The organism is Paramicrobacterium fandaimingii (genome assembly GCF_011751745.2).
GTDB lineage: Bacteria > Actinomycetota > Actinomycetes > Actinomycetales > Microbacteriaceae > Paramicrobacterium > Paramicrobacterium fandaimingii.
Genome location: NZ_CP061170.1, coordinates 1928879 through 1952069, shown reverse-complemented (window position 1 = coordinate 1952069; position 23191 = coordinate 1928879). Strand labels below are relative to the sequence as shown.

Annotated in this window: 23 protein-coding genes; 12 read left to right on the top strand and 11 right to left on the bottom strand. The window is 62.6% G+C overall.

The annotated features are described in order from the left end of the window. Positions 1–110: 110 nt before the first annotated feature. Entirely contained in the window at positions 111–1358 is a 1248-nt protein-coding gene (locus tag HCR84_RS09455) for an MFS transporter (protein ID WP_166983807.1), read from the bottom strand. Positions 1359–1389: 31 nt separating this feature from the next. Continuing rightward, on the bottom strand, positions 1390–1932 hold the full coding sequence (locus HCR84_RS09450; RefSeq protein ID WP_166983806.1) for a winged helix-turn-helix domain-containing protein: 543 nt from the start codon (positions 1930–1932) through the stop codon (positions 1390–1392). Between the two features lie 149 nt (positions 1933–2081). On the opposite strand from HCR84_RS09450, the gene HCR84_RS09445 reads away from it, so the two are divergent. Genes HCR84_RS09445 through HCR84_RS09435 form a run of 3 tightly spaced genes read left to right on the top strand, consistent with a single transcriptional unit; the run spans position 2082 to position 3785 of the window. After that, positions 2082–2696 carry a hypothetical protein gene (locus HCR84_RS09445; protein WP_166983805.1) on the top strand — a complete coding sequence of 205 codons (615 nt, stop codon included), beginning with the start codon at positions 2082–2084 and terminating at the stop codon, positions 2694–2696. Further along, on the top strand, positions 2696–2908 hold the full coding sequence (locus tag HCR84_RS09440; RefSeq protein ID WP_166983804.1) for a DUF6186 family protein: 213 nt from the start codon (positions 2696–2698) through the stop codon (positions 2906–2908). Before HCR84_RS09445 ends, HCR84_RS09440 begins: the two co-directional genes overlap by 1 nt. A 46-nt stretch (positions 2909–2954) precedes the next feature. Then, positions 2955–3785 carry a CPBP family glutamic-type intramembrane protease gene (locus HCR84_RS09435; protein WP_166983803.1) on the top strand — a complete coding sequence of 277 codons (831 nt, stop codon included), beginning with the start codon at positions 2955–2957 and terminating at the stop codon, positions 3783–3785. A gap of 9 nt (positions 3786–3794) precedes the next feature. Here HCR84_RS09435 and HCR84_RS09430 read toward each other — a convergent pair whose 3' ends face one another. From HCR84_RS09430 to rlmC, 4 genes are all read right to left on the bottom strand, one after another. Continuing rightward, positions 3795–4490: a lysoplasmalogenase family protein gene (locus tag HCR84_RS09430; RefSeq protein WP_166983802.1), complete on the bottom strand. Its 696-nt coding sequence runs from the start codon at positions 4488–4490 to the stop codon at positions 3795–3797. A 23-nt stretch (positions 4491–4513) separates the two neighbouring features. Beyond that, complete coding sequence (locus HCR84_RS09425; protein ID WP_244972607.1) at positions 4514–5632, bottom strand: fatty acid desaturase family protein; 1119 nt, start codon at positions 5630–5632, stop codon at positions 4514–4516. A 184-nt stretch (positions 5633–5816) separates the two neighbouring features. Further along, positions 5817–7172: a coiled-coil domain-containing protein gene (locus HCR84_RS09420; RefSeq protein ID WP_195706620.1), complete on the bottom strand. Its 1356-nt coding sequence runs from the start codon at positions 7170–7172 to the stop codon at positions 5817–5819. A gap of 170 nt (positions 7173–7342) precedes the next feature. Continuing rightward, on the bottom strand, positions 7343–8476 hold the full coding sequence (gene rlmC, locus HCR84_RS09415) for a 23S rRNA (uracil(747)-C(5))-methyltransferase RlmC (RefSeq protein WP_166983893.1): 1134 nt from the start codon (positions 8474–8476) through the stop codon (positions 7343–7345). A gap of 39 nt (positions 8477–8515) precedes the next feature. Between rlmC and HCR84_RS09410 the strand changes: the two genes are divergently transcribed. Continuing rightward, on the top strand, positions 8516–10057 hold the full coding sequence (locus HCR84_RS09410) for an arylsulfotransferase family protein (protein ID WP_166983800.1): 1542 nt from the start codon (positions 8516–8518) through the stop codon (positions 10055–10057). A gap of 6 nt (positions 10058–10063) precedes the next feature. Here HCR84_RS09410 and HCR84_RS09405 read toward each other — a convergent pair whose 3' ends face one another. Next, complete coding sequence (locus HCR84_RS09405) at positions 10064–10345, bottom strand: hypothetical protein (RefSeq protein ID WP_166983799.1); 282 nt, start codon at positions 10343–10345, stop codon at positions 10064–10066. 110 nt (positions 10346–10455) lie between these two features. After that, positions 10456–11145 (bottom strand): SDR family oxidoreductase, encoded by a 690-nt coding sequence (locus tag HCR84_RS09400; RefSeq protein ID WP_166983798.1) that lies wholly within the window; start codon positions 11143–11145, stop codon positions 10456–10458. A 94-nt stretch (positions 11146–11239) separates the two neighbouring features. Here HCR84_RS09400 and HCR84_RS09395 point away from each other — a divergent pair, with 94 nt between their 5' ends. Beyond that, on the top strand, positions 11240–11731 hold the full coding sequence (locus HCR84_RS09395; RefSeq protein ID WP_166983797.1) for a hypothetical protein: 492 nt from the start codon (positions 11240–11242) through the stop codon (positions 11729–11731). An 18-nt stretch (positions 11732–11749) separates the two neighbouring features. Further along, positions 11750–12490, top strand: coding sequence for an endonuclease/exonuclease/phosphatase family protein (locus HCR84_RS09390; protein ID WP_166983796.1), 741 nt, complete (start codon positions 11750–11752; stop codon positions 12488–12490). A 2-nt stretch (positions 12491–12492) separates the two neighbouring features. On the opposite strand, the gene HCR84_RS09385 is transcribed toward HCR84_RS09390, so the two are convergent. Then, the gene (locus HCR84_RS09385) at positions 12493–13095 is read right to left on the bottom strand and encodes a TetR/AcrR family transcriptional regulator (protein WP_166983795.1); all 603 of its coding nucleotides are present in this window, start codon (positions 13093–13095) and stop codon (positions 12493–12495) included. Positions 13096–13228: 133 nt separating this feature from the next. Between HCR84_RS09385 and pdhA the strand changes: the two genes are divergently transcribed. Genes pdhA through HCR84_RS09370 form a run of 3 tightly spaced genes read left to right on the top strand, consistent with a single transcriptional unit; the run spans position 13229 to position 16677 of the window. Continuing rightward, entirely contained in the window at positions 13229–14341 is a 1113-nt protein-coding gene (pdhA, locus tag HCR84_RS09380; RefSeq protein ID WP_166983794.1) for a pyruvate dehydrogenase (acetyl-transferring) E1 component subunit alpha, read from the top strand. After that, positions 14338–15333: an alpha-ketoacid dehydrogenase subunit beta gene (locus HCR84_RS09375; protein WP_166983793.1), complete on the top strand. Its 996-nt coding sequence runs from the start codon at positions 14338–14340 to the stop codon at positions 15331–15333. Before pdhA ends, HCR84_RS09375 begins: the two co-directional genes overlap by 4 nt. Positions 15334–15339: 6 nt before the next feature. Further along, the gene (locus tag HCR84_RS09370; RefSeq protein ID WP_244972457.1) at positions 15340–16677 is read left to right on the top strand and encodes a dihydrolipoamide acetyltransferase family protein; all 1338 of its coding nucleotides are present in this window, start codon (positions 15340–15342) and stop codon (positions 16675–16677) included. A gap of 76 nt (positions 16678–16753) precedes the next feature. On the opposite strand, the gene HCR84_RS09365 is transcribed toward HCR84_RS09370, so the two are convergent. Continuing rightward, on the bottom strand, positions 16754–19180 hold the full coding sequence (locus HCR84_RS09365; RefSeq protein ID WP_166983792.1) for an ATP-dependent DNA ligase: 2427 nt from the start codon (positions 19178–19180) through the stop codon (positions 16754–16756). 68 nt (positions 19181–19248) lie between these two features. Between HCR84_RS09365 and ku the strand changes: the two genes are divergently transcribed. Further along, the gene (gene ku, locus HCR84_RS09360; protein WP_166983791.1) at positions 19249–20133 is read left to right on the top strand and encodes a non-homologous end joining protein Ku; all 885 of its coding nucleotides are present in this window, start codon (positions 19249–19251) and stop codon (positions 20131–20133) included. On the opposite strand, the gene HCR84_RS09355 is transcribed toward ku, so the two are convergent. After that, the gene (locus HCR84_RS09355; RefSeq protein ID WP_268921449.1) at positions 20110–20835 is read right to left on the bottom strand and encodes an SOS response-associated peptidase; all 726 of its coding nucleotides are present in this window, start codon (positions 20833–20835) and stop codon (positions 20110–20112) included. The two genes, ku and HCR84_RS09355, sit on opposite strands and share 24 nt — an antisense overlap. A gap of 86 nt (positions 20836–20921) precedes the next feature. On the opposite strand from HCR84_RS09355, the gene imuA' reads away from it, so the two are divergent. Together imuA' and HCR84_RS09345 are read left to right on the top strand one after the other, a co-directional pair. Beyond that, on the top strand, positions 20922–21620 hold the full coding sequence (gene imuA', locus HCR84_RS09350) for a DnaE2-dependent mutagenesis accessory factor ImuA' (protein WP_166983789.1): 699 nt from the start codon (positions 20922–20924) through the stop codon (positions 21618–21620). Between the two features lie 9 nt (positions 21621–21629). Beyond that, positions 21630–23183: a DNA polymerase Y family protein gene (locus tag HCR84_RS09345; RefSeq protein ID WP_166983788.1), complete on the top strand. Its 1554-nt coding sequence runs from the start codon at positions 21630–21632 to the stop codon at positions 23181–23183. Positions 23184–23191 lie beyond the last annotated feature (8 nt).

Sequence of the window (23191 nt, the reverse complement as noted above, 5' to 3'; positions counted from 1 at the left end):
CTCGTCGTCGCTTGGGCGACGCTAACAGGGTCGTCTGAACGTGCGGTCCATCCGGAAGCAGGCCCGTGGAATTGCGAGAGTGAACCTGCTCCCGTATGAACGGGCAGTACCTACTCGGGTTTGTCCACAGGCCGAAGCGACATTGCCCGGAGCGCGCGGTTGCGCAGTGGGAAGATCATCAGGGCGGCAAGACTGGATCCATAGAGCGTGAACGGCACCCACAATTCGGTAACTGAAGCGATTGCGCCAAAAGCAGCCATCGCCAGCGGCATCAGGCAGTCGTCGCCAAGACGTGTGATGGCGCTCATGCGGCCGAGAAATGACGTATCGACTGTGGCCGCAAAGGTTGAGCTGAGAAGTACCGAGGCATAGCCCGCGGTCAGGCCGATCACGAATGCCCCGCCACCGACAAGCCACACGGGCCCGATGCCGAGACAGACAATCGCGCCGCCCTGGACAACGAGCGCCCAGAACCCGGCGTTCGCCTCACGTCGCGGACGCCACTTGGTCACGGAGATGGCCCCGAGGGCAGCGCCAGCTCCGACAAGGGCCTCGAAGATGCCGACGGCTTGCGCGCCCCAGCTCTGTTCGGTTGCCCTCAGCGCGAGCCCGATGCCGAGCGCCGGACCGACGGCGAGGTTGAGCCCCGAGAGTGCGATGACGAGGGTGCGAGTTGTCGGAGCATCCTTCAGGTGTGTGAAGCCCCTGATGATGCCTCGCAACGGTGACTCTTTCTCGCTTCGGGGGAGCGCAAACCGTGGCCGCAGCCAGATGGCGATGAACGCGACGACGAGGGCGAATGTGACGGCGTTCGCTGCCGAGCTTCCCACCATGCCGGCGTGCGCAACGAGGAAACCTCCGATCGCAGCGCCGCCCATCGTGCCGAGACGGGTGGCTGTCTGCATGACGGCCGAGTAGGTGGGCAGATCGTCCGTGCGCACGAGTTGGCGGGCGATTGTGCCGGCCGAGGGTTCGTAAAAGGCGTCGCAGATGCCGAAACCGATCGCAGCAAGAAGCAGCACAGCGACGGTCGGGGGAGACGCGAGAACCCACAGCGCGACGCCAATGAGCACGGCGATGCGGATGCTGTTGAACAGGATCATGATGTGGCGCGCGTTGGCGCGGTCGGCCAGAACACCGCCGAACATCAGGATGACTGCACGGGGCACTGTTCCTGCCGCGACGATGACACCCGCGAGCGCCGGAGAGGTGATCTGCACTGCTGTCCATGCCAGGGCGATCGTCCAGATGGCGTCGCCGGCATCAGACAGGGCCTTCACTCCGATCCACGTATGGACCGCTCGGTCTCTGCGAAATGGTGGAGGTTCGCGCAGCAGGCGCGGCTCGACTGTGACCATAGTTGTCCCCTGATTCACGGTGAATGAAGGATTACGGGAGAGTGGGGAAGCCGTGTGCGAAGAAAAAGACGGGGCGGCGCTGCTGCCCATCGTCTGTATCGATTCTTCGCTTCCAGGCATCGAGAGTGGCACTCAACGAGGCCGACAGATCGGCGAGTTCGTCTGGAGTTGCCCAGGCGAGCGCGTCTGTGCTGAACCCGTCCCACTCGGGGGATCGGGATGCGGACTTCTTCCACTCCTGGAGGCGCCGCATGTGTACTGCAATGTTGATTCGCTCGGCTTCGCGCGCAAGCACGGCGTCTGCCGGCGAATCGGCGAAGTCGTCGAGCGACCAGCTGAAACTGTCTCTCTTTGCGACCCACCAACTGGAGCGCTTGTCTCCGTCAGGTGCGTCTGCGCGTTCAACAATGTCTGCTCGCTCGAGCATCCGAAGATGATGGCTGATACTGCCCACCTGCTGATCGAGTGCGCGCGCAAGGGTGCCGACCTGTGATGACCCGTGCAGATACAGATACTCGAATATCCGCCGGCGCACCGGGTGGTGAATCGCGGTGATTGTCTCGATCTGCTCCATGTGCTTAACGCTAAACGGCAAAAATGATTTCGACAAGGCTTCTTGTATACCCCGAAATCATCGCAAAAAGGAAGCGATCTGGCGACGAGTCACATCTCGGGTCGCCACGTCATCGAGGATGTGATTGACCGCAGTTCTACACTCGGAATATGACGGTGCAGATGCCGATTCGCCCGCGCGATGTGCCGTGGCTCATCGTTCTGCTGCTTGTCGCTGTCTTTCAGCTGATTCGCGGGGCATGGGTGGATGCGGCGTTCTTTGTCGCTGCGCTCGTCGCAGCAACGCTCTGCACATGGGTGAGAGGGTCAGTGCGCGGCACGCGCGCGAGCCCAGGACTCGTCATGCTGGCGGTGGGCATCGGGCTCCTGACTGCGGTTGTGCTTATCGCAGCGCCCCGGCATGGGCTCGCGACGGGCATCCTCGTGTGCATTATCGGACTGGCTGCCGCCTACGTAGCCATTTTCGGGCGACACACGACCGCGCGAAGCATGCAGCGAACCACCCCTGATGGTGCGGAGACGGTGCTTCGCCGTGCCCGCGTAGCGTGGGGAAGCCTCATTCTGATTGCCGGAGTGTGGGAGGCGACGGCGTACCTCACGTGGAAATGGGGGCTGCTTGCCGACGGCACAATGCCCTCGATGTCGGACGTACTCGACCCCGTGCTCAACAGTCCGGTGGGGAAAAGCGTCTTCGTCGTCGCCTGGCTGGCGGCGGGCATCTTTCTGATGATGCGAGCGTGGCCAGGACGCGGAAGACGGGAGTAATGATGCACACTGTCACAATTGGCGTTTACACGCTGTGTCTTGTCGCGGCGTGTGGACTCGTCGCGTGGTCCCACCGGGATCCCGTGGCGATGTCATCTCCGTCGCAACTGCTTGACGACCTCTTCACCTCTCACGCTGCCCGGATCGCCATCATTGTGTTCTGGTGGTGGATCGGATGGCATTTTCTGTTCGCCCAGACATTGGATGGGTAGCCGGATGGCGCAGCCGACACTGTGTGGCTGCCGATACGCTGGGCAGATGATCGCCGAGAGACGAATCGACTACCGCGTGAGCGTTCTTCCTGCGGCTCTCGTCTGCGCGGCGGCACCCGCTTTCTTCGTGCTGCAGTTGCCCTGGCTTGGCTGGGTGCTGCTGGCATGCGGTGTTGCGGGAGCGTTTCTGATCGAGCGACGACGCGTGCGCGCATCCGACGCGTCGCTGACGCGCGATCTGAGCCTGATCGCCATCGGAATGCTCATCGTGAGTTCGATTCCGCTTGCCGCAGAGCTCGACAACCTCGCGATGATGCGATTTACGGCAGCTCTCGGCGGGGCGGTCCTCGTTCCGTACCTGCTCTCGCGGTTCGTGTACCGGGACCGTGCAATCAGATTTCCCTGGCGAACGGGAGAGCGCTGGAAAGGCCTGCAGTGGGGCTGGCTGATTGCCGTGCTGATTCTCGGCTGGCTGGTTCTTCCGTTTTACTTCATCAGCAGTGGCGCGTACCTAAACTGGCCCGAGGTGACGACGCCGGAGCTCATTTCCCGTCTCTTCGTCGGTGTTGGCGCGGTCGGCATCTGGGACGAGCTGTTCTTCATCTGCACGGTGTTCACCCTGCTGCGGCGGCATTTTCCCGGGCTGCTTGCCAACCTGCTTCAGGCAATGGTGTTCGTGTCGTTTCTCTGGGAGCTCGGATACCGTGAGTGGGGCCCCGCGCTGACGATACCGTTCGCTTTGCTGCAGGGCTTCATTTTCATGCGCACGCACTCGCTCGCCTACATTGTCACGGTGCATCTGCTGTTCGATGCCGTGGTCTTCGCCGTGCTCGTGCACGCCCACAACCCCGGCATGCTGCCGATCTTTCTTCTCTGAGCGCGCCGGTCACGATGCGGCAACTGTCGCCATCGTGCATTCCCGCGTGCGCGACAGTGTCAGCAACATTCCGGCCACAATGAGTGCCTGGCCTGCCGTGTAGGTTGCCATGACAGCGGGACTTGTCCACGGCGGCATCCACTCGGGCAGAAACAGCCGAAATGCCAAGACCGAGTCACTGAGAAGAAACAGGAAGCTGCCGCTCACCGTGAGCGGATGACAGCGCGATGCGAGAGTGGCTGTGCCACCGAGCACGAGTCCGTACACAGCGACCGCGGCGATGAGCGGGCCGACGTGAGAAGCGAGGAGGATGAGCATTGCCACCCACCAGACGCCGTAGATGAGCGTCCAGCGTGGAAGGCGCCGACGTACGGCGTGCCGTGCGAAGAGCAGCATGTACGCACCGTGTGCAAGCCCGAAGAACAGCAGCATTGTCGGAAGCTCTGGCGCAAAGCCGAAGAACGCTCCCGCCGCGTCGCCAAGCCACGAAAGTGCAATCGCGCAGACGAGAAGAGCGACTGCGGTGCGAGGAGTCAGTCTTCGTGAAGCGACAGCGACGGGAACGAGCAGCAGCGGCATGAGGAACAGCTTCGTCGGTGCCGCAATGGGACTCGAGAGCCACAACGCCATGACGTGCACGACGGAGATGATCGCGAACGGCGCAAAACTCCAGACGAGGCCCACAGGGGGGATGCGACTGTGCATTCCCCCATCGTAGTAGCAGCAGATTATCCGCGGCGGTACTGAGCCGAAACGGGGCAGTCGAACGGATCGCGGGCCGCGAGGCCCACACGGTTGAGGTAATCGATGACGATCGCATAGGAACGCCACAGGGTTGTCTCTGTGTACGGAACACCAAGCGTCTCGCACTGCGTGCGCACGATCTCGCGTGCCTTCGATAGGTGTGGTCGTGACATGCTCGGAAAGAGGTGGTGCTCCACCTGGTAGTTCAAGCCGCCGAGCAGCCAGGTCGCCCACCAGCCCCCGGAGATGTTGCGAGACGTGCGCACCTGCTTCGAGAAGAAGTCGATCTTCGCCTCGGGGGCGATCACCGGCATGCCCTTGTGGTTCGGTGCGAACGCGGCACCCATGTACACGCCGAAGACAGCGAGCTGAACGCCGAGGAAGGCGAAAGCCATGCCCAGGGGCAGAAGCAGGAAGATCGGCGTGAGATAGAGCGCGAAGCGGAGAACGATGAGGCCCAGCTCGATCCAGCGCCCCTTGATCGGCTGCTTCGAGAGGAGGTGCTTGATTCCCAGATAGTGCAGGTTGAGACCCTCAAGAGTCAGAAGGGGGAAGAACAGCCAGCCCTGCCTGCGGGTGATCAGGCGGCGAAAGCCCCGTGCCTCAGCGGCATCCTCTTCGAGAAACGAAATTGTATCGACTTGGATGTCGGGGTCTTTGCCCACCTTGTTGGGGTTTGCGTGGTGACGTGAATGCTTGGAGTCCCACCAGGAATAGCTCATGCCGACGCCGAAGCCGGCGAGAACGCGAGCGAGCCTGTCATTCGCGGGCCCGGTGTTGAGGATCACACGGTGAGCAGCCTCATGGGCAAGGAACGCGACCTGTGTGAACAGAATGCCGAGTGAGCCGGCGATGAGCAGCTGAAACCAGCTGTCACCCAGCAGGATGAACCCGGTGATTGCTCCGCCGAAGCCGAGGACGAGTGCCGCCCCGACAATGGAGTAAAACCACGGGGCTCGGCGCAGCAAGCCCGATTCGCGGGCAACTTGCGACACCTCTTTGTAAGCACGAGCGACAGGAGGGAACGTCTCTGTTCCCGCATAGGTCTGGCGGACGGGGCCGAGTGTGGACGTTGGATAGCGGGTGAGGGAAGGAGAACTGATGGTGCACCTGCCGATCGACGGGCCGTGTGGCGGTTGCGGAAGCCAAGGGCAGTTGCCGTTCGCTTGCCCGATGTTACCGTGGGTTCTATGCGCTAGCAGGCATACGAGGAGGATGCTCGGCATGTCCGCAGTAGACGGACAGCGCGCCGCAAGAAACCCACGGTAACGACAGTGTGAACGTGCGTCAGTCTTCGACGGCGTCCTCGTCTTCTGGTTCGACGGGCGCGGCCGGTGGCGCGTCAGCGACGAATTCCGACGCGAACTCGCGTGGGTCGTCTGCGTCATCGACGACATCGTCGTCGATGACCTGCTCGAGCGGATCGATCTCCTGAAGCACCGCCGCGCTCGCGACGTTCTCTGGACGGATCAGCTCGCGCACCTCGGCCATGAAGCTCGTCAGCTGCTGCTGCTGCCAGCGGAGTTCTCGAGTGCGGTCCTCTGCATCACGAAGCACGGTCGTGGAATGATCGATGACGGTATCGACGATTTTCTTTGCCTTGACCTGCGCTCGTTCGAGCGTTGCCCGTGACTGCAACTGCGAATCAGCCTCGATCTGCGACGCCTGAGCACGCATGACCTTCTCGTAATCGTCCGCCCGCGTAGAAATGCGCTGTGCGTGTTCGAGTGACGAGGCGACTTGCTCGTTTGCATCAGACGTGATGCGTTCCGCGTGCGCCACGGCCTGATTATGCAGAACAAGAAACTCCTGCTGCGCATCGTCTTGACGGCGAGTGAGTGTCTCTTCGAATTCCAGCACGCGCGCATTCATCTCGGTAACCTCGCGCTCGGCCTCGGTACGCTGTGCCGTCGTCTCGCGCGTCACTAGGGCTCGAAGCGAGGCGGCGCCCTTCTCCGCCTCCGTGCGAATTGTGGCGGCCTCGCGCTCAGCGTGGGTCACCTTCTCATCGACGTGAGCCTGCTCACGCTCAATGCGCGCCTCGTGTGCGGTGTACTCCGTGTCCATCTTGAGCCGCACCTGATCGGCGTCCTGCTCGGCCTGCGCCGTGATGCGGGCAATATCAGCATCAAGCGCTGCGCGACGTGACTTCTCCTGGTCGCGCGCGGCAGAAAGCAAACGCTCCGCCTGAATCGTCGCGTTTTGAATGATGGCGTTTGCCTGTTCCTCGGCAACCCGGAGAACCGCCTCGAATTGCGGCCGGGCCTGCTCTTCGCCCTCATCGTCATCGTCGGCCGGTCGCTCCAGCATTTCAGCCGTCAGCGTCTGAACCTGCTTCTCGGCGTCTGCCGCACGGGCTTGGGCGACAGCCAGCTCCTCTTCGAGCTCCGTCGACGTGGTCGAGCTTTCGCTCCGGGCGCGTTCGACCTCCTCGCGGTGGCGAAGCAGCGCTTCGTCCAGCGACGTTGTTGCACGCTGCAGTCGTGCGGAGAGATCGGCGACCGCGGTATTCACTTCGTCTTTGTCGTACCCGCGAAATGCGACGGTGAACGCCGGCTGGTCGACGGACTGCGTGTTGATGAACGTCTCGAAGAACTCGTCGCTCCGCTGGTCATCCGAATTTGGGGCAGTGGACTCGGTCATGTATCAGTCACCTAACTGGGCAGAGTGATGCGGGGTGCGGATCTGCCCGAACCATGGATGCGTGATCGATCACACGCATCGGCGGGCCATATCGAGTGTGACACATGCGAATGCGCCGCTGCCACAATCGTTTGAAGAAGCGCGGGTCGCGAGCGGGCTGTCTTGAGCGATCATCCGTTGCGCTCGAGCAGCACCATCGTCTCGTAGTGTCTGGTCTGAGGAAACATATCGAGAACTTGAGCGCGCACGGGGGAGAGCGAGGGCATTGCCGCAAGGTCTGTCGCCAGCGTTGTGGCGTTGCAACTTGAATAGATGACCGTGCTGACCGAGCTCTTCTCCAGCCACTCTGCGAGCTTCGGCCCCACCCCGCGACGCGGCGGGTTCACCACGACGAGGTCCGGTACGTCTTCGGGGCGTGACCCGAGGGCGAATTGTGTCGCGTCCGCGGCGACAAACCGGATGTTGGCGAGCCGGGCATCGTTCGCGCTTGCCGTTGCGCTCTCAATCGCCTCGGGACTGACTTCAATGCCGGTCACCGACCGCTCTCCGTCAGCGAGATGAAGTGCAAAGCCGCCAACGCCGCAATACATGTCCCACACCGAACGGGGACCCACCTGCGCTGACCAGCGGCGTGCTTGGGCGTAGAGGTGCTCAGCCACGGCCGTGTTCGTCTGAAAAAAGCTCTTGGCACCCAGATGCAGGTCGATGTCGCCTGCTTTCATCGTGAGCGTCGACCTCGGGGTGAGCATGATCTCCTGCTCACCCTCGATGATTGCCTTGTGCTCGGGTTGCAGGTTTACAGAGATGACACGCGCTCGGGGCAGCGAATGTTGGAGCTCTGGCAGATGCTTGCGTATGCGGCTGATCGCCTCTCGGGACCGGAGCACAAAGCGAAGCATCAGTTCCCCGGAGGTCGCCTCCGTCAACAGTACGTACTTGAGTTCACCGCGCCGTGCCTCGACGTCGTAAGGCTCGATGCGCGCGAGCGAGATGAAATGAGAGATCGGTGGAAGGGCATCGCGGAGCCCGGGCTGCAGCACTCCGCAGCGTCGAAGATCGATCCCGTTTCTCTCTGAATCGAGAATGCCGAGAGTGGGGGAGGTCACGCTGCCACCCACGACCATTTTCGCCTTATTGCGGAAATCGTGCTCAACGCTCGTCACAGGGGAGAGCCAGCGAACGTTGGGGTAGGCGGCGAGCAAAGCGCGGCACTGCTCCTGCTTGTCGGCTACCTGCGATGCATACTCCGTACCCATGAGCGTGCACGAACGGCACGCACCCGAGTCAAAATACGAACACTGCATCACGCAAGGAGTCTACGAGCACGGTGATAGCGTCGCATCATGAGTTCGCCGGATGAGCAGAAACAACCGAAGATTCGACGCCGCGGTTTCGTGACGGTCTCGCTAGCAGCCATTGGCGGCGCCATCGTCGGCGCGGGTGCAACATGGGGCGGTATGCAGCTGGTCCCCGCACCGAACCCGAAAGAGACAAAGAAGCCGAAGAGCTCAAGCAACGACGACGACAAGGTCGAATTCAACCGCTTCGTCAGCACGGCGCTCACCGTTCCCGTCGTGACGGCGTGGGCGGCAGACGGGGCGACGGTGGCTCCCGGCTATGTTTTTCTGAGCCCCCGAGACGAGATCTTCACTGCCGCGATCCTCGACAACGACGGTGAGCCCGTCTGGATCGCGCCGAACGGCATCGATTCAACCGATGTGCGTGTTCAGACATACAAAGGCAAACCCGTGCTGACCTACTGGGCCGGTCGCGTCGCGAGCGGCAACGGACACGGCACGGGCACGATCCTCGACACGAGTTATCGCGAAGTCGCAACGGTTCACGGAGGAAACGGCGCGATCCCCGATCTTCACGAGTTTCACCTCACCGAGCGCGATACCGCCCTGATCACGACATACCCCGTCGCGCGGCTAGACCTGTCAGCTGTCGGTGGCCCCAAAGACGGGTATGCGTTTGCTTGTCGCGTTCAGGAGATTGACATTTCGACAGGCAACGTCCTCGTCGACTGGAATATCCTCGACGACATCGAGATCACCGAGAGCATGAAGCGAATCGATGAGGACGATGACAAGACGGGCTCCTCACCGGAAAACGCCTTCGATCCGATTCACGTGAATTCGGTGGAAGACGACGGAGACCGTCTCATCATCTCCTGTCGGCATACGTGCGCCATCTACGCGATCACGAGGGCGACGGCGAAGCTGCAGTGGCGACTTGGCGGAAAGAAGAGCGATTTCGATGTCGAGAAGGACGCCGAATTCTCGTGGCAGCACGACGCGCGGTGGCACGGCGACGGAAAGCTCAGCCTGTTCGACAACGCCGGAGTCAGCGGCGACGAAGCCGTGTCTGCTGGTCTGGTGCTGACCCTCGATGAAAAAGCGATGACTGCAACACTCGACACGGCGTACCGCTACGGAGAATATGAAGGCTATGCCATGGGCAACACCCAGCTTCTCGAGGGTGGCCGCGCGATGGTCGGCTGGGGCAGCGCCCCTGCCGCCACGGAGTTCGATGCCGAGGGCAACGCCGATTTCGGCTTTACAGAAATTGGGTCGGGTTCGTACCGCGCCTACCGGTTCGAATGGGAGGGGACTCCCGCAACCATTCCCGATCTCGCGACGTCGACAACGGACGGGAAGCCCACCGCATTCATGAGCTGGAACGGCGCGACGCGGGTCACATCGTGGGCGCTTCTCACGGGAGCCGATGCGTCGTCTCTCGCTGAGGCAGCGACCGCCGAACGAACGGGATTTGAGACGGCAATCACCATCCCAGACGCAGAGACCACCGCATACCTGCGGGTGGAAGCCCGAGATTCAGATGGGACTGTCCTCGCGATGTCCCGCGTCATCGAGGCGTCGTGAGAACCGCTATTCCTGGTCTGCTGTAACGAACAGCGAGACAGCATCGTCGAGTGATTCTGCAGTCCATTGTGCAACGAGCTCGTTGATCTCCAGAACGGTGAAGCCGACATCCGTCTGCTCGATAATGCCGAGCACAGACGGAGCGTCGTGCTCATCGAGGCGACGATCGGTCACACGCCACTCATGGTCGGAAAGTCGGTCGAGGGTGATGTCACCGCGTTCGCGGTTTTCGGCCAAGTGCGCGTACCGCGCGTTCTCGCGTGACGGACCCACGTCAAGCATTGTCACGATGCCCCCTTGCTTCGTTTCTGCTTGTTCTCATACTACCCCGGGAACCGGCGAAGTTGATGCCGATCGTGCACCTGTCTCGTCATCGAGTTCTGCAGTTGCCTGCCTGATCACCGTCCGGGGCGGATTGACAGGTCGGTGATCTCAGCGTCCCGTGGCAGATCGACGGCGTTCAGGATGCTTGCAGCCACAGAGGTGGGATCGATGAAGCGTTCCGCGTCGTATTCGACACCCTCCTGGTGGTGCACCTTCTGCTGCATCGGAGTAGCTGTGCGCCCTGGGTACACCGACGTCACGTGCACGCCGTTCGCGTGTTCTTCGGCGCGAAGGGAGTCGGCGAGCGCCTTGAGCCCGTGCTTTGAGGCGGCATACGCCGACCATTCCGGGCTCGCGCGAAGACCCGCGCCCGAGTTGACGAACACAATGCGCGCGCGTGACACGCGGAGCACGGGAAGCAGCAGACGCGTGAGCTCGGCCGGGGCCGCGAGGTTGACCGTGAGCTGCTGCTGCCACGATGCCGCACTGAGATCGGCGACGGCGCCCAGATCGACAACGCCCGCCGCGTGCACGAGTGAGTCGATGCGGTCGGGAAGTGACTGTTTCGACAGGGCCCACGCGAGCCGTCCCGGGTTCTCGAGATCGCCGACGAGGGTCGACACGCCCGGGAACTCCGCGGCAATCTGCTTTGCTCGACCTGCATCTCTCGCGAGAGCGACAACGCCGTCTCCACGCTCGATCAGCATGCGGGTCAGAGCTGCGCCGATTCCAGACCCGGCGCCCGTGATGAGGTGCACTGGCATGCGCCCATACTCTCATGGCGACGACGCCGGGGGCATGAGCCTCCCAGGTGAACAAGGCAGTATCGGTGGTGACTCGATCAGAAAGCATCTCCCTATGTCCCTGTCTTCACCCGCCGTGAAACGCTCCGCCCTCGTCTGCACTCTCACCGTCGTTCTGATCGGCGTCGCGTTGGCCGCATGGATCGGTTTCGGCCGGGTGCTGTTCGGCTGGTCGGGCACCATCGGCATGATCATGTCGCTGACGGTTGCGCCGATCGCGCTCGTGCTTCAGGGCGCTGCCGGGCTCTCAATGGGCTCTGCTCTGCGTCGCCGTCACAGCATCCGCCGGGCAATTGTGGCGTTCGTGCTCGCGGCGGGGAGCGGCGTGCTTTTCGGCGCAACCGTTCCGGAGATCACCGAAGCGGGTGCCCGTTCAATTATGGCGCCGACGGGCGAGTCCTGGGCCGTCGAGATGACGATAGCTCTCTGCAATCCACTGGGAATCGTGTATCTGGGCATGTCGATCACCACTCTGGTTCTCTCGCGCACAGCTCTCAGGGGGCCGAAGATCGACGCCGAGTCGCACCCCGAAGTCGGCGTAGGCTGAGATGGCGAGGGAGGAAGCATGAAGGTCATCAGCTATAACTTGCGCAAGAATCGCGCCATCAGCGAACTCCTCGAATTGATCGAGAGGTATGAACCGGATGCCGTGTGTCTGCAGGAGGCAGACACCGTCGATCTCCCAGACGACGTCGGAAACCTGCGACTTGCCGATTCGACCCAGCGCAACCGGCTCGGCCTTGCCATCTACTATCGCGACGACAGGTATGAGGCAGTGGACACCCAAGCGTTCGCGCTGAAGAAGTCAATGCACGATCGCGTGCTGCGCCCCGCACACGAACGTCTTCTCGGAACGCGTCTCACGGATCGCGAGCACGGACGCGACGTCATCGTCGCTTCGTTTCACGCTGCGCCACTGACAGCCCTCAACTCGCTTCGCCGCAATCAGATCAGGACGGCTCACGAAGAGCTGCACCGCATGGGCCCCGGCATTCCGACGCTCATGGTGGGGGACTACAACTACCCGGTGTTCAAGAACGGATTGACGCAGCGGGTGCGCAATCGTGGGTACGACCTCACTCTGAGCGACGCACGCACGTACACTCGCTACAAGTTCTTTCGCGGCCACTTCGACTTCGCGACGTCAATCGGGCTCGACATCGGCAACGTTGCGACGCTGCCGCGTGGGCTCTCAGACCACATGCCGATTCTCATCAATTCCAACTACGGAACGTCGGCGTATAAAGAGCAGGATGCTCACGGGGCTGCCGCCGTCGACACAGATTCCAGCGACTTCGCCATCTGAGCTCAGCGATCGAGGCCGAGCGCGTTCAAAGCGGATCGCGCGTGCGCTGCAGCGTCGTCTTCGGTGACGGGGTCGAGAAGGCCGAGAAGGCGCATCCGGTGTGGCAGGCCGAGAAGAAGCGTAAAGAGAATCGGTGCAAGCTGCTTCGCCTCGGGGCCGCGTTCGGCGCTCAGATGCTCGGCAAGTCGCGCGATGTGACGCTCGTCACCATTTGAGTGCAGAGTGACGGCCAGTTCGGGAAATCGAGAGGACTCGGCGATGACGAGCTGGTGCAGGCCGATGAGCTCCGCCGAATGCAATCGAGTCACGATTCGCGTTGCGAGGGTCTCCAGCGTGTCGCCGGGAGGCGGCTCGGTGCTGACGCCCTTGGCGAGACGTTGCACCATCTCTGCGAACACAGCTGCCTTGTCGCCGAAATAGCTGTAGATCGTGCGTTTACTGACGCGCGCAGCCTGTGCGAGCTGGTCAATCGTGGTGTTGCCGAAGCCATGCTCGAGGAACACAGCGAGGGCGGAATCGAGAATCTGGCTTCGGCGCTGCACACGTTCTGCCGCTGTTGGGCGGCCCCGCTTGCGCGCTGGGGTGCCCCGGTCAGATACTGGCATGACTGCTCCTGTCCGTCACGCGCCAAAGTGGGTGCGTTTGGCGACTCGATGCCATATAATGATACCGAACAGTCTCATTTTGACTGAAATTGGCACGAGGCCCTCTTACAAAGAAGGCCGAAGGGAGATCTTGATGGCCACGCGGACCCCGCGGAAGACGACATCACGCTCGACCAGTACGTCCAGCAAGAAGGCAGCTTCGGGCACGAAGAAGAACGCGAAGCAGCTGACTGACTTCTACCGGCAGATGATGAACATCCGCCGGTTCGAAGAGCGGGCGTCGCGCGCTTATACGCAAGCGCTGGTCGGAGGATATTGTCACCTGAACCTCGGCGAAGAAGCCGCCGTCGTCGGATTGATGGCGGCGCTGAAGCCCACCGACTACCTCTTGACGAACTACCGTGAGCACGGCTACGCGCTGGCACGCGGCATCGACCCCAACGAAGTGATGGCCGAGCTCTATGGTCGCTCAGACGGCGTCTCGAAGGGCTGGGGCGGGTCGATGCACCTGTTTGACGTTGAGAAACGACTGCTCGGCGGCTACGGCATCGTCGGCGGGCAGGTCCCACTCGCGACCGGCGTCGCCTTCGGCATCCAGTACCGCGGTGACAAAGACGTGGTCATGTGCACGATGGGCGACGGGACGACGAATATCGGTGCGTTCCACGAGTCGCTCAACATCGCGGCGCTGTGGAACCTTCCGTGCGTCTTCGTCATCATCAACAACGGCCTCGGAATGGGGACGACGGTTGAGAAGGCCTCGGCGGAGCCCGAGCTGTACAAGCGCGGAGCGGCCTATCGCATGGAGTCCGAGCGCGTCGACGGCCTGGATCCGACCGCTGTTCTCGAAGCCGCCAAGCGCGCCGTCGCATCGGCGCGCAAAGGCAAGCCATTCCTGCTTGAGGTGATGGTCGAGCGTCTCAAGGGGCATTCGGTCGTTGACCCGGCAAAGTATCGCGATTCCAAGGACGTTGAGAAGCTGAAGCAGAATGATCCCGTGATCACGTTTGCGGCGCAGCTCAAAAAAGATGGCGTACTCGACGACGACCAGATCGCGAAGATCGATGAGGACGCGAAGAAGTACGCGACGGACGCTGCCAAGTTCGCCGAAGACAGCCCGCACCCCGACGTCTCGACACTTTTCGACTACACATACGCGACGCCCGTTGCGAACGACTCACGCCGACTCCCGGGTGAGTACCTCTTCGAACCGGCGCCCTTCCCCACGAACGGAGGCCGCGCATGAGCATCATGACCTACCGCCAGGCGCTGCACGACACCCTGCGCTCCGAGATGCTCCGCGATGACGACGTCTTCCTCATGGGGGAAGAGATCGGCATCTTCGAAGGCTCGTACAAGATCACTGCCGGCATGCTCGAGGAGTTCGGCGAGAAGCGGGTGCGCGACACGCCGATCGCCGAAGAAGGATTCACCGGCGCCGCCATCGGCGCCGCGATGATCGGCCTGCGACCCGTTGTCGAGATCATGACGATCAACTTCTCGCTGCTCGCTCTCGATCAGATCGTGAATCACGCCGCGAAGATCTATGGCATGTTCGGCGGTCAGGCCAAGGTGCCGATGGTGATCCGCACTCCCGGTGGCGGAGGCCAGCAGCTGGGGGCCACGCACTCGCAGAACATCGAGCTCTACTACTCGTTCGTTCCCGGGATGAAGGTCGTTGCCCCGAGCACGCCAGCCGATGCCAAAGCATTGCTTCTGGCGGCAATCCGCGATGACGACCCGGTGCTGTTTCTCGAAAACCTCGGGCTGTACAACACAAAGGGCGAAGTTCCCGATGGTGACGAGGCAGCAGAGATCGGCAAGGCAAAGGTTACCCGCGAGGGCACCGACCTCACGCTCATCGGCTACTCGCGCATGGCCACGGTTGCGACGGCTGTGGCCGAAGAGCTTGCAGAGAAGGAAGGCCTCGATATCGAGGTCGTCGATCTGCGCAGCCTCCGACCCCTCGACCGCGAGACGTTCGTCGAATCGGTGAAGAAAACGCACGCGGCGGTCGTTCTCGAAGACGACTGGCTCACCTACGGAATCGGGGCAGAGATCGCGGCATCCATCTCGGACGGCGCCTTCGACTACCTCGACGCCCCCGTTCGCCGTGTCGCAATGGCCGAAGTGCCGCTGCCCTACGCGAAGCCCCTTGAGACGGCAGCCCTGCCGTCTGCGGATGACGTGAAGAACGCCATCCGTCAGACCCTCGACGCGGTCGGACACCGCAGGTAAGACGGAATGATGATTGAAATCACAATGCCGCGACTCTCCGACACCATGGAGGAGGGCGCAATCGCCACCTGGCACAAGAAGGCTGGCGACACCGTAGAAGAAGGCGACGTTCTCGTCGAGATCGAGACCGACAAGGCCACGATGGAGTACGAGGCGTACGAATCGGGAACTCTCGCAGAGATCCTCGTGGAGGAAGGCGAGCTCGTTGCGATTGGAACGCCGATCGCAAAGCTCGATGACGGCTCAGGCGACGACGGAGGCGACTCTGATTCGGGCACGGCGCGGTCGGCGAAAGATGACTCCGCCGAGGAGAAGGCCGAGACTGCCGACGAGAAGGCTGAGCCTGCCGATGAGACGGCCGAGACGGATGCTTCGTCAAGCGAGTCTTCCGAGAAGACAGCCAATGCTCCGCAGAATGACGGTGAGCGGCAGTTCGCCTCTCCGCTCGTGCGCAAGCTTGCTCGCGACTACGACCTCGACCTGAGCACGGTCAAGGGAACGGGCCCAGGCGGCCGCATCATTCGCGCCGACATTGACCCGCTTCTCTCAGAGGCACCGTCGTCGTCGAAGAAGGCCGAAGCGAAGCCTGAGGCGAAGAGCGCTCCCAAGGAAGCCCCGAAGCCGTCGTCAGATGACGAACGGCGCGGGTCGGAGAAGCAGCCGATCAGCAGCATCCGTCGTGTGATCGCCCGCAGGCTGGGGGAGAGTGCGCGGGACGTCCCGCATTTCTACGTGACGGCTGTGGCAGACGCCGAAGAGCTCGTGAAGCTGCGCGGCTCGCTCAATGAGCAGCTCGTTGCGTCGGGTCGGCCCAAGGTCAGCGTCAACGACCTTCTTGTGCGCGCCGCTGCTCTCGCACTGCGCGAGCACCCCGAGGTGAATGCGTCCTACGTTGGCGACGACGCCGATCACACACTGCGGCACTCGCGGGTCAACGTGGGCGTCGCCGTTGCCAGTGAGGTGGGCCTCATGGTTCCGGTGATCGACGATGCCGACACCAAGACGGTCACCCAGCTGGGAATCGAGACCAAGAAGCTCGCGAAGCTGGCGAACGAGAAGAAGCTCAGCCCGACCCAGATGTCGGGCGGCACGTTCACGATCAGCAACCTCGGTATGTTCGGCGTCGAGGAGTTCACGGCGATCATCAACCCGCCCGAGGGCGCGATCCTCGCCGTCGGCGGTACCAAGCAGGAGGCAGTCGTCGTCGACGGCGAGATTGTCGCCCGTCACCGTATGCGGTACACGCTCTCGAGCGATCACCGCATCATCGACGGGGCGCTTGCCGCGCAGTTCCTGCAGACGCTCACGCGTTTCATCGAGAACCCGTGGACGATCATCGCCTGATCGCTTGTTCTGAAACGGCTGTGGCCGGCACCGACGGAGTTCGGGGCCGGCCACAGCCGTTTCTGCATGTCGGGCATCACGCGCCAGGCACGTTCACCTCATCGACAGACTTGTCTGGCCGCCAGCCGCGCCACGTCGGATGACGGAGACGATGGTCTGTCGTGAGCTCGCGGTATGTGACCTCTGCCACACGACGTGGGGTTACCCAGTTCGCATCGCGTGCGTCGGTTCGCGGCACGTCGCGAACGGGAGCCGTTTTTCGGCCCAGCTTCCCGAGCTCAGCACGAATGGTACGTCGATCGCGAGTGGAGAATCCCGTTCCGACGCGACCCGCATACGTGAGACCGTCGTCACCGGGAATCGCAACCAGCAACGATGCGATTCCCTCGGGCTCGGCCTCGCTTGGCCGCCACCCGATGACAACAACCTCGGCCGTTTCGGCATGGGGGAGCTTCAGCCAGTCGCGCGAGCGAGCGCCTGGAGAGTACGTGCTGTCGCGGCGCTTTGCCATCACACCTTCGAGATTCTTCTCGCGGCTTGACGCGATCGCCGCATCGACATCGCCGTCGAACGCCGGAGGAACGAAGAGCACTTGAGTGGAATCCTCGTCGACCGTGTCGCCGAGTAGCTCGCGTCGATCAGCGTACGGCAGCAACGTGGTGGGTTGCCCGTTGATCTCGAGAACATCGAACACCATGGCGGTCACGGGAACGCTAGCGCGTGCGCGCGCGACGTCACGAGGCTTCGACACGTTCATGCGCTGTTGCATACGGCTGAAATCAGGGCGACCGCCGTCGTCGAGGGCGACAAGCTCGGCATCGAGCACACACGAGTCGGCATCGACGTCGTCAGCGGCGTCGGCGAACTCTGGGTAGCTGCTCGTGACATCGCGACCGCTGCGGCTGGTGAGTCGCACGCTGTCGCCGTCGATGTGAATGAGCGCGCGCATGCCATCCCATTTCATCTCGAACGCCCAGTCGGCCGCGGATCGCCCGTTCACCTGTGCAACCGTGCCCCGTGTGGCGAGCATTGGGCGAAGTGAGACCGTCGCCGACCGTGAACGTGAAGAACGGATGCGAGTGGAGGAGGTGCTCTCGCCGCTGTGCTTCTGTGCGGCTTCCTCATCCATGAGGTGGATCATCCACTGCGGCTTGTCAGGGTCGTCTTTTGTGCGAAACAGCGCGTAGGTGCGCTGACCGCCGAGACCGCCACCGCTCTGCCCTCGCAATGTCGCCACCACCTTGCCGTCTTCCCACGTATCGACGTCGATCGTGCCGGTGTCCCAGATCTCAACGAGGCCCGCACCGTATTCGCCCTTCGGAATTCGGCCTTCAAAGGTTCCGTAATCGAGAGGGTGATCCTCCGTCGGCACAGCGAGATGATTGCGCGCGGGGTCGGTGGGCACTCCCTTCGGCAGCGCCCAGCTGACGAGAACACCGTCGTGCTCAAGGCGAAAGTCGTCATGCAGGGTGCGGGCGTGATGTTTCTGAATGACGAACATCGGTTGTGCGCGCGGCCCTCGAGCGACAGTATCTGGGATCGGCTCTGGCGTCTTGCCCTGCGTGCGCTTCGACCGGTACATCGTCAAGCGATCTCGGGAAGGCTCCTCATCGTCTTCGTCGCCGAACTCGGCCATCGGATCGCCCCGACGCTTCACTCGCTTGAGGACTTCCCGGTAATCAAGCTGCGTGAGATGAGGCGAGGCGAGCTCGCCCCATGTGCGTGGCGCGGCGACCATTGGAGTGCTGCGCCCCCGCAGCGAATACGGCGCGACTGTGGTTTTGCTCGCATTGTTCTGGCTCCAGTCGATGAAGACCTTTCCCACACGAGCAGAGCGCTTCATCTCTGCTGTGATCTCACCGGGATAGTCCGCCTCCAGCGATCGAGCGAGTTCACGTGCGACCTTCGACACCTGATCAGAGCTCTGCGATTCGTCGAGTGCCGCGTAGAGGTGGATTCCCTTGCTCCCGCTTGTCACAGGGACAACGCTCAGTCCCATGTCGTGCAGAATGTCGCGAGAGCGACGCGCGACATCCGCGCACTCGCGAAGAGTCACTCCCTCACCCGGATCGAGGTCGAGCACGAGGCGGTCGGGGTTTCGCTGGGCACCTCGGGGACCGAAACGCCATTGCGGCACGTGAATCTCGAGGGCGGCGAGCTGACCGAGCCACGTGAGAGTCGCACTGTCGTTCACGAGCGGATACTGATTGACGTGGTCAGAATGACGGATGCTGCGCAGCTTTACCCACTCGGGTGCGCCGTCGCCGATGTCTTTCTGAAAGAACATCTGCCCGGAGCCCTCCTCTCCGACGCCGTTCGGCCACCGTTTGCGGGTGGCAGCCCGATCACGGCAGTGGGGGATCATCGCGGGAGCGATTTCGCTGAAGTAGTCGAGGACATCTCGCTTTGTCGTACCCGTTGAGGGGTACAGCACCTTGTCGAGGTTTGACACCTGCAGCTTTCGACCGCCAACCTCAACGGTCTGTCTCTTTGACGTGGCCATAGCTCTATGGTGATGCCGATTCTCTGCAATGGCTAGCCTGTCAACGCGGAAACGGCTTGACTGTACACATGAGAGCAATCTGGACAGGCGCGATCAGCTTCGGTCTCGTGAACGTGCCGGTGAAGCTGTATAGCGCAACGGAGAAGCGCGCTGTCACACTTCACCAGGTGCACGATGCAGACGGCGGGCGCATACATAACCAGCGACGATGCGATGTGTGCGGTCGAACGATCTCGTACGACCACATCGAGAAGGCGCACGTCGACGACGATGAGACCGTCGTGCTGACCAAGAAGGAGCTTGATGCTCTGCCGCAGGAGCGCAGCAAGGAGATCTCTGTCGTCGAGTTCGTGCCGAGTAAGCAGATTGACCCGATCCTGTACGACAAGAGCTACTTTCTCGAGCCGACGGGGAAGTCTCTGAAGGCCTATGTGCTCTTGCGACGCACGCTTGAAAAGACGGATCGTACGGCGATCGTGCAGCTCGCGCTTCGGCAGAGAACGCGCCTCGCTGCACTTCGTGTGCGCGGCGACATGCTGATGGTGCAGACGCTGCGCTGGCCTGAAGAGATTCGAGAGCCGTCATTCCCCGCGCTTGACGAGAAGGTGCGTGTCTCGGCCAAGGAGATGGATCTCTCGGCATCCCTCGTGAAGACATACGCGGCGGATTTCTCCCCCGAGGACTTTCACGACGAATATGAGGAGGAACTGGAGAAACTCATCGACGCGAAGCTCAAGCAGGGCGAGGCTCTCGATACCGATGCGACATTCGGTGAGGTTGACGGTTCCGAGGGCGCCGAAGTGGTTGACCTCATGGAAGCACTGAAGAAGAGCGTGAAGAAGTCCCGCGCGTCAAAACGCGGTGGGCAGGCCAGGAAGACGTCGAAGAAATCGGCTTCGTCGGCGCAGAAGAAGACGAGCGGGTCGTCGTCACGCGCCCGGAAGGGCGCTTGAGCCGGGGAAGAGCGGCTCGATGAGCTCTGAGCCGTCGGCGTCGCGACCGAGTGGCGCTACCTCGTATGGCGCGAGTCCGACGTCGAGTGAGGCGTCGACAGCGGCATCCACCAGGTGCTGATCGCCGACGACCGTCGCATCGAGCCAGACATCGTGCATGTGCCGCGGAAGCGTTACGGGTGTGCGGTCGTGGATCTCGGCGAGGGTCCCCACTGCCTGGCGCGTGAGGATCGTCGTCGTCAGCATCCATTCCTGCTCGGGGGACGCACGCCACCAGGTGTACAGCGCAGCGAAGGCAAGGGGCTGCTGGGCGTCGCTGATGAAGAACGGTGTCTTCGTCTTGCCGACGGTCTTCCACTCGTAGTAGCCGCGGGCAGGAACAATCGCCCGCTTCGATGCCACGCTGGCCTTGAACGTGGGCTTGGACGCTGCTGTCTCGCTTCGCGCGTTGAACGTGGGGTACTTCAGCTTCTGCTCTTTCGCCCAGCCGGGAATGAGAGACCAGCGTGCCCCCTCGATTCTGCGCACTGAAGCTTCGCCGGCACGCGATGATTCGAAGACCGTGGCGATGCGCTCGGTTGGTTTGATGTTGTACCCGCTGCGCCAGTCGGGGGTCCAGTTCTCTGGCTGCTCACCGGTGATGATGACAAACTCGGTGATGAGCTCGTCCACCGTCTGATCCATCGCAAATCGTCCGCACATGCGTTCAGAGTAACCTGAGCATCTGACAGACAGAAGACTCTCGTTCTCATATTGACTATGCCGAACAAATGTTCGATTATAGCGGTATGAATACGGGAGCCGCGCGCGCATGGGACGCCATCGATGCATCGGCATCGAATCGCACCGATGTGCTTGCCGAGCTCAACGGGCGCATCCGCAGCATGCAGCGGAACACCCTCGGAGCCGGGGCTGAGGCGCCGGTCATTCCCGTGGTCTCCGAGCTGACTGGACTCTTCCCCGGTGGCGGACTGAGATCTGGCGGAGTGTACGAGGTGCTCTCGCCGATTCTGGCGACGATGCTTCTCGCTGAGGCAACGCGCAGGGGAGACTGGGTGGCGGTCATCGGAATGCCCGACTTCTCTGCGGCTGCTGCCGCCTCCCTCGGCGTCGACTTTGAGCGGCTGATCCTTGTGCCGCATCCCGGAGATCAGGGCGTGCGGGTGTCTGCGACGCTCGCCGATGTGATGTCTGTCGTTGTGCTGGGTGGGTCCGCTGCCGTGGCCTCGGCGGAGGCGCAGAGGCTCGAGGCGCGACTTCGCCGCACGGGCAGCGTCATGCTGCGACTGGGCGACTGGCCGGGTTCCGAAGACCGTCTTGCCATTGCGGAACGGCACTGGAGTGGCCTTCGTTCCGGGCACGGTCATTTGGCCGCGTGCCGAATCACCGCGACAGCACGCGGTCGCGGTGGGGCGCCGCGTCGGGTTTTCTTCACCCTTTCCGAAATGTCAGACCCCTCTGGTCTCATCGAACATAGCAACGAATGAGGTGGTGCTATGGGTACATCAACGACACGCACCCTCGTGCTGCGGTTTCCCGGGTGGTCGGCAGCGGCTGCGGCAACGGCTCACGGGGCTGCGCACGATCTTCCTCTTGCAGTGCTTGTCTCCGGGGTCGTTTCTGCGTGCAACGCGGCGGCATCAGCCTGGGGGGTCGCGCCGGGACAGCGCCTGCGTGAGGCGCAGGCCGCGTGCCCGCAGCTCGAGGTGCATCCCTACGATCGCGACGCCGACTATCGAGCATTCGAGGGTATTTTTCAGGTGATCGAGGAACGTGCGCCGGGCGGGCAGATTCTTCAGCCGGGACTGTGCGCGCTGCGCCTGCGGGGGCCCAGCCGGTACTACGGGGGAGAGCGCGCAGCAGCCGAGACGCTGACGCGCGCCGTTCGAGCGAGTGGCTTCGCCGATGTTCGCGCGGGAATCGCCGACGGAATCTTTCCCGCTGAGCTTGCTGCCCGCCGAGCACGCGCGGGCGAGATCGTGGCGATCCCCTCTGCCGACACCGCCCGCTTCGTCGCTGCCGTTCCCATCGATGAGCTGCCCGCAGAGGCACTTGCCGAGAACGGGCCTCTGCTGCACAGGCTCGGAGTGCATCTTCTTGGCGACTACGCTCGCCTGGACGTCGCACAGGTGCGTGATCGGTTCGGCCCGGATGCTGTGCGCGTGCACCGTCTGGCGAACGGCGATGATCCCCGCATGGTGGTTCCGACAGAGACCACCCTCGAGTACTCGGTGCACCGTGAATTCGACGAGGCTCTCGACCGCATCGATCAGATCGCGTTCAGCCTTCGTGCCGATATCGACGCCCTCACACAGAGGGTTGCCGAGTCACAGAAGGTGGCGACGAGCATTCGCATCGAGCTTCGTGACGATCGCGGTGGCCTGAGGGAACGCACCTGGTTGCATCCGCGGTTCTTCCGGGCGCCAGACATCGTCGATCGTGTGCGGTGGCAGGTGCAGGGAACACAGGCGGGAGCCGCTGCCCTTGAAGCGCCGATCAGCGCGGTGCTGATCACCGTAGTGACAATCGACGATCGGGCACACTACGAGGCAGGGCTCTGGGGAGAGAGCGCTGACCAGCGCGTTCACAACAGCATCACTCGAGTGCAGAGCATGATCGGGCACACCGGAGTCTGCACTCTTCAGCCAGGCGAGGGTCGTCTTCTGCGGGAGAGGCAGCTGCTCGTTCCCTGGGGTGAGAAGCGCTCGAGCGCAGATCGCAGCAGCGAACCCTGGCCGGGCTCGCAGACGGGGCTTGCGCCGAGCCTTGTGTTTGAGAATCCGGCGGAGGTCGCCGTTCTCGACACCGCGGGCGAGGTTGCCTCGCTCACCGAGCGAGGCACGCTTCGGGCACCGCTCATGGCGCTGTCGCTCGACGGGAGCATTCGCATGCTGCGCGGCTGGGCGGGGCCCTGGAGCGTCGATGCGCGCTGGTGGGATGCTCGCCGGCACCAGCGGGTTCACCGCTTTCAAGCGGTCGACGATCATGGTGACGCCTGGATGCTGACGATGCAGAGCGGTCGCTGGAGTGTCGAGGCCCGCTATGACTGAGAAGGCGC

Bases quoted from the DNA above. Each gene is read 5' to 3' on its own strand.
- HCR84_RS09455 (WP_166983807.1), bottom strand. From the start codon at position 1,358: ATGGTCACAGTCGAGCCGCGCCTGCTGCGCGAACCTCCACCATTTCGC.
- HCR84_RS09450 (WP_166983806.1), bottom strand. From the start codon at position 1,932: ATGGAGCAGATCGAGACAATCACCGCGATTCACCACCCGGTGCGCCGG.
- HCR84_RS09445 (WP_166983805.1), top strand. From the start codon at position 2,082: ATGACGGTGCAGATGCCGATTCGCCCGCGCGATGTGCCGTGGCTCATC.
- HCR84_RS09440 (WP_166983804.1), top strand. From the start codon at position 2,696: ATGATGCACACTGTCACAATTGGCGTTTACACGCTGTGTCTTGTCGCG.
- HCR84_RS09435 (WP_166983803.1), top strand. From the start codon at position 2,955: ATGATCGCCGAGAGACGAATCGACTACCGCGTGAGCGTTCTTCCTGCG.
- HCR84_RS09430 (WP_166983802.1), bottom strand. From the start codon at position 4,490: ATGCACAGTCGCATCCCCCCTGTGGGCCTCGTCTGGAGTTTTGCGCCG.
- HCR84_RS09420 (WP_195706620.1), bottom strand. From the start codon at position 7,172: ATGACCGAGTCCACTGCCCCAAATTCGGATGACCAGCGGAGCGACGAG.
- rlmC (WP_166983893.1), bottom strand. From the start codon at position 8,476: ATGCAGTGTTCGTATTTTGACTCGGGTGCGTGCCGTTCGTGCACGCTC.
- HCR84_RS09410 (WP_166983800.1), top strand. From the start codon at position 8,516: ATGAGTTCGCCGGATGAGCAGAAACAACCGAAGATTCGACGCCGCGGT.
- HCR84_RS09400 (WP_166983798.1), bottom strand. From the start codon at position 11,145: ATGCCAGTGCACCTCATCACGGGCGCCGGGTCTGGAATCGGCGCAGCT.
- HCR84_RS09395 (WP_166983797.1), top strand. From the start codon at position 11,240: ATGTCCCTGTCTTCACCCGCCGTGAAACGCTCCGCCCTCGTCTGCACT.
- HCR84_RS09390 (WP_166983796.1), top strand. From the start codon at position 11,750: ATGAAGGTCATCAGCTATAACTTGCGCAAGAATCGCGCCATCAGCGAA.
- HCR84_RS09385 (WP_166983795.1), bottom strand. From the start codon at position 13,095: ATGCCAGTATCTGACCGGGGCACCCCAGCGCGCAAGCGGGGCCGCCCA.
- pdhA (WP_166983794.1), top strand. From the start codon at position 13,229: ATGGCCACGCGGACCCCGCGGAAGACGACATCACGCTCGACCAGTACG.
- HCR84_RS09375 (WP_166983793.1), top strand. From the start codon at position 14,338: ATGAGCATCATGACCTACCGCCAGGCGCTGCACGACACCCTGCGCTCC.
- HCR84_RS09370 (WP_244972457.1), top strand. From the start codon at position 15,340: ATGATGATTGAAATCACAATGCCGCGACTCTCCGACACCATGGAGGAG.
- HCR84_RS09365 (WP_166983792.1), bottom strand. From the start codon at position 19,180: ATGGCCACGTCAAAGAGACAGACCGTTGAGGTTGGCGGTCGAAAGCTG.
- ku (WP_166983791.1), top strand. From the start codon at position 19,249: ATGAGAGCAATCTGGACAGGCGCGATCAGCTTCGGTCTCGTGAACGTG.
- HCR84_RS09355 (WP_268921449.1), bottom strand. From the start codon at position 20,835: ATGTGCGGACGATTTGCGATGGATCAGACGGTGGACGAGCTCATCACC.
- imuA' (WP_166983789.1), top strand. From the start codon at position 20,922: ATGAATACGGGAGCCGCGCGCGCATGGGACGCCATCGATGCATCGGCA.
- HCR84_RS09345 (WP_166983788.1), top strand. From the start codon at position 21,630: ATGGGTACATCAACGACACGCACCCTCGTGCTGCGGTTTCCCGGGTGG.